This window comes from Thalassolituus sp. UBA2009, assembly GCF_002335285.1.
Lineage (GTDB): Bacteria > Pseudomonadota > Gammaproteobacteria > Pseudomonadales > Oceanobacteraceae > Venatoribacter > Venatoribacter alkanivorans.
In genome coordinates, this window is record NZ_DDCJ01000112.1 from 1 (window position 1) to 9,436 (window position 9,436).

Annotated in this window: 8 protein-coding genes and 1 pseudogene; 5 read left to right on the forward strand and 4 right to left on the reverse strand. The window is 53.9% G+C overall.

What is annotated here, in order from left to right; genetic code table 11:
- From B3P58_RS14275 to B3P58_RS14285, 3 genes and pseudogenes are all read right to left on the reverse strand, one after another.
- Positions 1-204: pseudogene (locus tag B3P58_RS14275) on the reverse strand (hypothetical protein); the annotation flags it as partial.
- Positions 205-334: 130 nt separating this feature from the next.
- Complete coding sequence (locus B3P58_RS14280; protein ID WP_286718496.1) at positions 335-1,000, reverse strand: vWA domain-containing protein; 666 nt, start codon at positions 998-1,000, stop codon at positions 335-337.
- An 18-nt stretch (positions 1,001-1,018) separates the two neighbouring features.
- On the reverse strand, positions 1,019-2,608 hold the full coding sequence (locus tag B3P58_RS14285) for a hypothetical protein (RefSeq protein ID WP_286718498.1): 1,590 nt from the start codon (positions 2,606-2,608) through the stop codon (positions 1,019-1,021).
- A gap of 193 nt (positions 2,609-2,801) precedes the next feature.
- Here B3P58_RS14285 and B3P58_RS14290 point away from each other — a divergent pair, with 193 nt between their 5' ends.
- From B3P58_RS14290 to B3P58_RS14305, 4 genes are all read left to right on the forward strand, one after another.
- On the forward strand, positions 2,802-3,617 hold the full coding sequence (locus B3P58_RS14290) for a response regulator transcription factor (protein ID WP_286718500.1): 816 nt from the start codon (positions 2,802-2,804) through the stop codon (positions 3,615-3,617).
- 65 nt (positions 3,618-3,682) lie between these two features.
- Positions 3,683-5,227: a sensor histidine kinase gene (locus B3P58_RS14295; RefSeq protein WP_286718502.1), complete on the forward strand. Its 1,545-nt coding sequence runs from the start codon at positions 3,683-3,685 to the stop codon at positions 5,225-5,227.
- On the forward strand, positions 5,217-5,357 hold the full coding sequence (locus tag B3P58_RS14300) for a hypothetical protein (protein ID WP_286718503.1): 141 nt from the start codon (positions 5,217-5,219) through the stop codon (positions 5,355-5,357). Before B3P58_RS14295 ends, B3P58_RS14300 begins: the two co-directional genes overlap by 11 nt.
- A gap of 115 nt (positions 5,358-5,472) precedes the next feature.
- A complete protein-coding gene (locus B3P58_RS14305; RefSeq protein ID WP_145466469.1) occupies positions 5,473-6,234 on the forward strand; it encodes a GGDEF domain-containing protein in 762 nt (253 codons plus the stop codon).
- A gap of 9 nt (positions 6,235-6,243) precedes the next feature.
- On the opposite strand, the gene B3P58_RS14310 is transcribed toward B3P58_RS14305, so the two are convergent.
- Positions 6,244-7,281 (reverse strand): AraC family transcriptional regulator, encoded by a 1,038-nt coding sequence (locus tag B3P58_RS14310; protein ID WP_286718505.1) that lies wholly within the window; start codon positions 7,279-7,281, stop codon positions 6,244-6,246.
- A 143-nt stretch (positions 7,282-7,424) separates the two neighbouring features.
- Between B3P58_RS14310 and B3P58_RS14315 the strand changes: the two genes are divergently transcribed.
- On the forward strand, positions 7,425-9,008 hold the full coding sequence (locus tag B3P58_RS14315) for a flavin-containing monooxygenase (protein ID WP_286718506.1): 1,584 nt from the start codon (positions 7,425-7,427) through the stop codon (positions 9,006-9,008).
- The last annotated feature ends 428 nt before the right edge of the window (positions 9,009-9,436 follow it).

Sequence of the window (9,436 nt, forward strand, 5' to 3'; positions counted from 1 at the left end):
CAGCTCCAGACTGAACTGCCCCTGACCGCCGCCGATATCCAGTACGCTGGCATCCGGCAACGCAATCTTCAGATCGGCAAAATCGGCACGTAACGCCATCAGCCGCAGCTGGCCTCTGGGTGTTGCATAAATGGTGCGGGCAAAGCGTGCGGCCAGATCGTCGAAATTACGGTCGGGACGGGTATCGGTGTCTTTGGTGCTCATGGCGTTTTTCGTTGCGTGGCAGTGTGCCGATCATAACAGCAGCAGCGCCGCAGGCAGAGATAAGCCGTATAAAAAAAGCCGGCACTGAGGCCGGCAAGGGGGAGGATTTACAGCAGTTTTAACCATGTTATCAGTTGGCAACGATCAGCTTATCCATACGCTCCAGATCGTTAATCACGCGCCAGTCACCACCACCTTCTACGACTCTGTGCTGCCAGCTTGCGAGGCGGTTGAGGTAGTCCCGCGGGTCAATGTTATCGCTGCGTAGCTTAGTGACATTGAGAGCAACCACGTGAATGTTATCCAGACTAATTGGAAAGTTTCTAATGTGATCATGGGGTAAATCCTCTTCTAAATCGGAAAAAATAAAGACGTATTTATTACCGGCACCGGTTTCGTTCAGATATTGCGTGGCTTGCAGCACACCGCCGGTGATGTCGGTATTGGCGCTGCCTTTTTTCAGGTTGGCGGCGAACTCATCCATGGCCAGCTTGAACTGACGCTTCTGATCGTTGGCGGTGCTGGGACGCATATCGAAGGTGGTTTTGGCGATGATGTCTTTCTCGCTGAAACTGCCACTGTCGATACGGGCCACGGCAATGGAGTCGCCACTGTCGAGGTTGGCCAGCAGATAGTTGAGGATGGCCTGTGCTTTGTTCAGCTCCTGGGTGTAGGTGCCCGAGGTGTCGATCAGCAGGTAGACCGCTTTATTCTGTGGTGCCTGCTCGCCGCAGCCGCTGAGCAGTAAGCTCAGGGGCAGGGCGGCGGTGGCAACAAGGCGTTTGAAGCTATTCATAATCGTCACTCCTCTGATTCAGGCGACAGCTACAGCCGCATCGTCACTGCTGTTGCTGCTGTTGCTGCTGTTGCTGCTGTTGCTGCTGTTGCTGCTGCTTTTGCTGCGGCCTTTACGGCTGCGTTTTTCTTCGGCGGCCACATCCGGGATGGCATCGGCCAGCTCATCGGTGGTCTGGCTGTCGTCAAACTGCACCGCCGTTGCCGCTTCGCGCTTGCGACTGAACAGACGCTCGATGCTTAACGGCAGCATGATCAGCAGGTCGTAGGCGTGGGTCAGCAGGGTGGCACTGTGACCGGCCAGGTTGCCGAGCAGACGGGCGGCAATGGCGACCAGGCGGATCATGGCGACCAGTGCCAGACCCAGCACGGTGCGCAGCGAGTGAATAAAGGACTCCAGCGGGATGGCGATAAAGGCCAGCGCAAACGGCAGGATAAAGCCCATCACCATTTGCCCGATGGATGGAATCCAGCGGAATTCTGCATTGCTGGCGGCTACGCCGGAGGCATTTGCCGCCATGCTCAGTGATTGCTGCAGGGCTTCTTTATCCAGTGCCAGCAGGTCACGCATATAGGCCAGTGAGGCTTCGATACCGGCCAGAATGCACAGGATGCTGAGGCTGATAATCATCATGCGGCGGCGCATCTGATCATCCATGCTGCTGATGATCGGAAACAGACGGGTAATGCGCAGCGACTCCAGCAAAAACAGGCCCATCGCAATCTCAATCAGAATGATCACCAGCGCGGCAATATCTGAGGTTTTTACGCCACCGATATAGCTGGTTCCACCCACCATTTCCGACATCGGCATGGCGATCAGCTGGAAGTTGATCAGGCCACCGAGCAGGGCAATGGTCAGCACAAGACCGGCAATAAAGAACTGGGTCAGCGAGCTGGACGTCAGGCTGCGTACCGCCGCATCTTCACCACGGCGCACTTCTTCATAGTGCTGCATCTGCTTGTCGAGCTGGTGGGTACGGTTATCGAGGTTATCGATAGTGCGTGCCACCTCGTCCATTTTGCCGTTCAGCGTGCGCCATTCCGGCTGCATTTTTGCCAGCAGTTTGTGGCGCTGATCGGCGCTGGCCTGCCAGGTTTTCAGGGTTTCTTTATGGGTGTCGTGCACCGCGTCTTTAATATTGCTGAGAATCTTGGCAACCGCCGGATCACCATGGCTGGGCAGCGCGGCAATGGTATTCACCACCTCACCCCAGGCCGGTGGCAGCGGTGCGCTGTCGCCGGCTTCGCGGTAGCTGTTCTCGACATTGTCGATGGCGGTGCTGATCTGGCGGTGCAGTGCCGGATAGCCGGATAAATCGCGCGCCACCAGAGTCTGGATGCGGGTAAATTCGCGTTCGATACGGCGTTCGGCATCGTTGCGTGCGGCGGCCAGTAATACTTCACGGTTACGCTTACCCAGCTGGCGTTCCAGCTGGCTCAGAGCACGGCTGGCCATGCGCAGCATATGACGCAGACCCTGACCACTGCTGAGCAGGATACGGTGGGCCGGGTTGCGGCCGAAATACAGCAGGGTCATCGCCAGCACCAGCCAGATAGCGGCGGATACAGCGCTGTTGGCGGACCAGAGAGTGAGTAGGTCATTCATGATTCTGTCCTCGTGTTACTCGGATTAGGATGGCTGCGGAGAGCCGATGAATACAGATTGCGTGATACCGGTGAAAAATCGGTGAGAAGAATGTGATTTCTGTCGCGCTGGTTGTGTCCGGGCGTCTGCACCGGCGGCGGCTGGTGGTATGCTCAGGACTGGTCTGTTAACAGGCCCTGCAGGAGAGGACGAGATGATTAAAATTTTCTGGGTCGAAGATCAGAGCCATTGGATCGACAAGTTCCGGGCCTTGCTGGAGCGCACCGACTTTGCCCCCGGTGCCGAAACCGATCTGCCGGACGCTGAGCACAATAAGCTTGAGGTGTTTAAGTTTTCCGAAGCAGCACTGGCGCGTATCAGCCAGACCGATGACGCCGATGCGCCGCATATCGCCATTCTCGACGCCAGCCTGAACGGTAACGACGATGGCGGTTTCAGTGTGTCGCGTGCGCTGCTGAAAAAGTGGCCTGCACTGCCGATTGTGTTTTTATCCGAACATTCCGGCACCGGTATTGAACAGAAAGCCTTTGAGCAGGGCGTTACCCAGGATTTTATTGCCAAGCATCAGCGTAATATCGAAGGGGTTTTGCTGTGGCGCATGAAAGCTCTGTTACGCCAGAGTCTGACTCCGGCGGCGAATAAAAAATCTCAGCTGGTCAGCGGCGAATTACGTATTGATCTGGTCAGCTGGGAAGTGTGGTGGAAAGGTCAGAAATTAATGAACCCGGCCAATCAGGCCCGGCCTCTGGCGCCGACACCGCGTAAGATTCTGCGTTTTCTGGTGGAGGCGTCACCGCGCCCGGTCACTACACTGCAAATGGCGGAATGGCTGGATGCCGATCTGGAAAAATTTTCCTACGCCAATTATCGCCAGCATATTAAAACCCTGCGTAAATCGCTGGCGCTGGCCCATGGCGATGAAGAAGCCTTTATGAATTTATGCAAAGCCGGGCAGGGTATTGCCACCTTTGGCGCCGAAGGCGCCTATTTATGGAAAGCACCGGCCTGAGATAAACAGGTTCAGGCCAGCCGCTAAAGACTGATATCTGCGTAAAACAGTTAAACGGAGCAGCAATGAAAGACAGCAACAGCGCGGAAGAGACTCTGCAGACGGAAGACCGCGGCGATAAATTTATCTTCCGTATCCGTTATCCATGGCGCACCTTACTGGCAGCGAAATTATTACTGTTTTATGCCTTGTTGCTGTTGTCACCAGCGCTGGCCGATATGATGAAAATACCGGCGTTTATTTTCAGTACACAGTATTTCAGTGCCGCCTTTGCTGCCTTTTTAATTCTTGCCTGGCTGGATTTTCGCCATTTCAGCCGTCAGCAGCGCAAGGTCAAAGCCAGTCTGCAACAATTGTGGAACAGCAAGCGTCAGCTGCAGCAGCGGGCGCAGACCTCGGCCAGTCATACCGACAAACTGAAACTCTTTATCAGCGATAAATTGCTGGAATATATGGAGTACGACGAAAAATACCTGCACTTTAAAAGCATCGCGGCTGAGGTACGTCATAACGGTGTAATTTCGTTCGATAAGGTGCAATCAGCTCTCACCTATGCCGCTGGTCACAGCCTGCCGGATGAGCAGGGTAATAATGCGCTGCTGTATCAGCAGGCGCTGGTGGGCATGCGCTATTTATGGGATTTACTCGATTTATCCACCACCGACAATATGGCGCTGCATATCGGTGCCAATGTCAGCCGCTGTGAAGAATTATTATTTCAGGCGGAATTACAGGGCAGCGCCTTAAGTGAGCTGCCACTGGTGCCCACTTTCGATCCGCAGCGGGCGTTGCTGGATACCCTGACGCTGCATCTGGGCGTTACCCTGTGCGATGAGCAGGGTAATCCGGAGCCGGCATTTTTATACAACGCCGACGCTCTGGCGCAGTTGTCTGTACAACAGGACAAACCGTTATTACTCACCGACAGCGAAGGTCTCTACCGCATTGAGCTGCAGCCCTGTGATGAACTGCTGGGTAATGCCAATCACATTGTTTTATTGCTGGAAAATTTGCTGCGCAATGCCCAGTTCTTTGCCACCAAGCGTCAGTACAAAAGCCGCTTTGCGCCGATTGCTATCCGCCTGTGGGAAGCACAGCAATGCTTATGTGTGAGCATCTATAACCGTGGCCCGCATATCAGTGATGAATCCCGTGAGCAGATTTTTCAGTTGGGCTTTTCCACCCGCCGTGCGCGTGAACATAACGGTAAAGGTCTGGGACTGTATTTTGCCCAGCAGATCGTGCAGGGCTTTGATGGTGATATCGGTTTCGACAATATTCATAACCACAGCGAGCTGTACCACCTGCGCATCGAACTGGCCGGTGGCGAAGTGCAGAACCTGAATCTGGAGGTGACGCTGAACGCTGCCGGTGAACCACAGGTGTGCCTGGCAGACAGTAATGCCGAGGCTGCAAAACAGTGGGAATTGCGTGCAGAAAAACGGCTGCACAGTATTGAGGTCAGCAGCCGCAGTAATCCGCAGGTTGCGCGCCTGACGCTGGTGGAAGGCACAAGCCAGTGGTTTGATCCGCACAATCCGGCGCAGCCGCAATGGCTGATCAGCCTGAGCGGACGCAAAGTCCGACCTGCTCAGTTTTATGCCGCTTGATATCCGTGGCGTGCAGTTCAGTGTGCGCTTACCAACCCTGAACGGCAGGCTCGACGGGGTGGGTGCTGCGGGTCTGGAACCGGATGTGGACGAGCTGGGGGCGGGGCTGCGGGCGCCGGATGATTTCTGACATATTTGTCACTCCAACATCCGGCAAATGGCTGATCTTCGGCTAAACTTTGAGCGTTAACCGGCCCGGGGCCGTGCGCTTTTAGCGTGTCACAACAACAAACATAAGTGGACAGATGAGCGACGCAACGTCATCCGGACAATCGCAAAGCAGTAATCAGACGATCCCCGCATGTCCGGTCGGGGAGCTGAGCTGCCCCTTTATTGATGAAGTGCAGTTGCTGCGTGAACAGGTGGCAACCGATCCGCTGACAGGGCTTTATAATCTGCGGCATTTCCGTGAAGCGCTGGAACAGGAGCTGGAACGTACTCAGCGTACCCTGATGTCGACAGCGCTGATGATGGTCGATCTTGATCACTTTAAATCCATTAACGATACCTGGGGCCATCCCGCTGGCGACGAAGTACTGAAACAGACCGCGCGTTTAATCCGCGACAGTACACGCAAACTGGATGTGCAGTGCCGCTATGGTGGCGAAGAATTCGTCATTATTCTGCCTTCCACCGAGCTGATGCTGGCGGTGCAGGTGGCTGAACGATTACGGGAGAATATTGCTTCCACACTGGTGCGCATTGATGGTGGTGAGTTGCAGATTACTGCCAGCATCGGGCTGGCATTACACAGTGCCCAGCAGCCGCACAGCGCCAGCAGCCTGATTGGCCGAGCCGATCATTACCTGTATCAGGCTAAACGTCAGGGACGTAATCAGGTCTGCTTTGAACATCCGGATATGGCTGAAACCGCCGTCAGTGGAGATGAAAAAAGCCTGCTGCACGATTTATTCGGTGGTGCCGACAGTCAGGATGATGCTGACGACTTTATCGGTGATGGCGAAGAGTTTATGGCCGCCGACGACAGCGCCTGGCCTGCGGAATAGCAGCGCAATTCAGGCGCCGGGCTCTGTCTTTTCTGCTGTTTGTTTGCGGTACTGTGCCGGAGTAATGTTCTGCCATTTTTTAAAGGCATGAATAAATCCTGCTGCCTCAGAATACCCCAGTAATAACGCTATTTTTTCCACACTGTGGGATGAATGTCTGAGTAAATGGCAGGCTTTCTCCGCGCGCACGTTATCCAGAATCTGCTGAAAACTCTGCCCTTCGTCGCTTAATAAACGGCGGAACTGGCGCTCGCTTAAACCAAAGGTCGCGGCACAGTCTTTAATGGCAGGAAAGCGCTGGCTGAACATCGTCAGATACTGTTTTAAGCGTTCGCTTAATGCTTCTGTCCGCACCTGACTGCGTTGCTTTATGATTTCTTCGCACTGACCACGATAGAGCTCCAGTGCCGTGGCATTGGCGCCGGGAAAGGGCAGGCGCAACACCTCCAGCGGCAGCACAAAGGCTGCCTCATCACAGCCAAACTCTACCGGACACTGGAATTTTTCCCGGTAGGCTGCAGCTTCTGCCGGCTGCAGATAAGGCATACGGATGGCCAGCGGTTTCAGATTACGGCCCAGCATGGTCTGCATGATATTAAGAAAATGCCAGGTACCGGCCACATCACGGTCAACAATAAAGCGCTGCAGATGATCGGGCAGAGGATAGGGCTTCAGTTTTAACAGCACGGTATCACCATCAATCTGATAATCCAGCTCGCTGAACAGGTAACTCAGCTGCTGATATTTAATGCCCAGGGCAAAGGCCTCATACACCGAACTGCAGCTCATCAGCATCATGGCAAAAGCGCCATAACTCGACAGTCCAAAGGTAGAGCCGATGGTGATGGCCGCCAGCGGATCGTGCTGAATCTGGTCGGCAAATTCGGCCAGAATCGCCAGCTCATCGGCCTGACTGATGGTGGCATTGGCATCCAGATGCGCCTGCTGTAAGCCATGACGGGCAAGGATGGCTTCGGTATCCAGCTGATAATGCTGGCGCAGCTGTTCGACGGTAAAGGTCAGGGCGAGAATTGAGCGCAGGGTCATAATGGCCGTTTTTATCAATTTATTGTTTTTTCCAGCATAGCCACAGCCGCGCCCGGAAACGTAGATTCAGATCATGGCCGCAGCCGCTTTGCAGGAAAAGCCCTCTCCGGCGGCCTGAGCGAATAACAATAAAGGTGAACATCATGACGCAGCAAAAACATACCCAGGATTCTCAGCAGGCTTTACCGGCAACCACCGACGTTGTCATTGTCGGTGCCGGTTTTGGTGGTTTGTGTATGGGCATTCAGCTGAAAGAAGCGGGCATCAGGGATTTTATTATTCTGGAAAAAGCCGATGAGGTTGGCGGCACCTGGCGTGACAATACCTATCCGGGCTGTGCCTGTGATGTGCAGTCGCATCTGTACTCGTACTCCTTTGCCGGTAATCCGGAGTGGAGCAAACGCTATGCATCCTGGCATGAAATTCAGGATTACATTTTAAAAACCACCGACGATTATCAGATGCGCCCTTTTATCCGCTTTGGCCATGAGGTAAACCGCAGCCAGTTTGACAGTAAAACCGGACTGTGGACCATCGGCACCAAAGGCGGTGCAGAAATCCGCGCGCGTTATTTTGTGCTGGCCTCGGGTCCGCTGCATCACCCGGCGATTCCGGATATTCCCGGTCTGGACAGTTTTAAAGGTAAGGTCATGCATTCTGCACGCTGGGATCATGGCTACGATCTCAACGGCAAGCGCGTCGCGTCCATTGGTACCGGTGGCAGCGCGGTGCAGTATTTGCCGGAAATTGCGCCGCAGGTGCAGCAGCTGGATGTTTATCAGCGTTCTCCGGCCTGGGTTATTCCGCGCGATGAGCGCCGCTACGGTGAAATCCGCAAGACCCTGTTCCGCAACTTTCCCGCGCTGCGCAAGCTGCACCGTGCGCGTTTATATATCACCAATGAAATGCGGGTCTGGCCGATTTTCCATCCGCGCCTTGCCGTTGCCTTACAGAGTCTGGCGAAGCTGTTTATCCGCATGAAAGTAAAAGACCCGGCGGTGCGTAAAAAGCTGACACCGGATTACACCATTGGCTGTAAGCGTATTCTGATTTCCAATAAATATTACCCGACCTTTAACCGCAGTAATGTTGATCTGATTACCGACGGTATTCAGGAAATCCGTGAGCACAGCATTGTCGACCGCAATGGCGTTGAACGTCCCTGCGATACCATTATTCTCGGCACCGGTTTTATCGTTGATCCGCGTGGTTTTATGAAAGACTTTACGCTGGACGGACTGCCGGGGCACAGCATTATGAAAGACTGGGCCGATGGCGCCGAAGGCTATCTGGGGACTGTGGTATCCGGTTTTCCGAACCTGTTCCAGCTGGTTGGGCCTAATACGGCGCTGGGCCACAATTCGATTATTTTTATGATCGAATCTCAGGTGAATTACATTATCCAGTGTATTAAAAAGGTTCAGGAAAAAGGCGTTGATTACTTTAACGTTAAAATCGAAGAACAGAATAAGTACAACGCTGAAATTCAGGGGCGGATGAAAAATACGGTCTGGACCTCCGGCTGTAAGAGCTGGTATCAGCAGGCGGACGGCAAAAACTTTACCATCTGGCCATCATCCACGCTGGAATACCGTGCGCGCACGAAAAAGGTATTTGCACCGCATTTTGACTGGGTCAGTATTGCGGCTCAGAAACCCGAAGTGATGGCAGATAAAACGGAGAAAAGTGCCGGTAAAGAGAAGAAGTCAGAACCCGCATCGGTCTGACACAATAAAGGCAAGCAGTGCAGCACTGCTTGCCCATAATTTGGAGTGACATTGATCGACAACTGTTTTTCAACCTGAAACGCCTTTCCGGGGCAAGCCCCTGGCCCCCTGTAAGGAGAGGTATCTCCTTACGATCCTCTCTTTTCGGCGCGTCCGGCTTCATCCAGCCAACGGCAATGATTATGCGGCACGCAAAACAATTCGCCCCGGATCGACTTTTTAAAACCTGAATAAATTTGTATCGCTCCGGGGCAGGGTTTTGCTCTGAAGGCCGCAGAATCATCTGGTTGTCTGGCGCCGCACGATCGCCGGTTTAAGCAATCCGATCAGCCGTATTTCAACGAATACGTTTGATCTGAAAAGCGGAATCGCGGTGATGGTTTTCTGCGCCTCTGGGGCCGCCACAGAAACCGATGATATTTCTGGTC

What these genes read in the sequence shown, in the direction of transcription:
- B3P58_RS14280 (WP_286718496.1), bottom strand. Translation starts at nt 1,000, where the DNA reads ATGAATAGCTTCAAACGCCTTGTTGCCACCGCCGCCCTGCCCCTGAGC.
- B3P58_RS14285 (WP_286718498.1), bottom strand. Translation starts at nt 2,608, where the DNA reads ATGAATGACCTACTCACTCTCTGGTCCGCCAACAGCGCTGTATCCGCC.
- B3P58_RS14290 (WP_286718500.1), top strand. Translation starts at nt 2,802, where the DNA reads ATGATTAAAATTTTCTGGGTCGAAGATCAGAGCCATTGGATCGACAAG.
- B3P58_RS14295 (WP_286718502.1), top strand. Translation starts at nt 3,683, where the DNA reads ATGAAAGACAGCAACAGCGCGGAAGAGACTCTGCAGACGGAAGACCGC.
- B3P58_RS14300 (WP_286718503.1), top strand. Translation starts at nt 5,217, where the DNA reads ATGCCGCTTGATATCCGTGGCGTGCAGTTCAGTGTGCGCTTACCAACC.
- B3P58_RS14305 (WP_145466469.1), top strand. Translation starts at nt 5,473, where the DNA reads ATGAGCGACGCAACGTCATCCGGACAATCGCAAAGCAGTAATCAGACG.
- B3P58_RS14310 (WP_286718505.1), bottom strand. Translation starts at nt 7,281, where the DNA reads ATGACCCTGCGCTCAATTCTCGCCCTGACCTTTACCGTCGAACAGCTG.
- B3P58_RS14315 (WP_286718506.1), top strand. Translation starts at nt 7,425, where the DNA reads ATGACGCAGCAAAAACATACCCAGGATTCTCAGCAGGCTTTACCGGCA.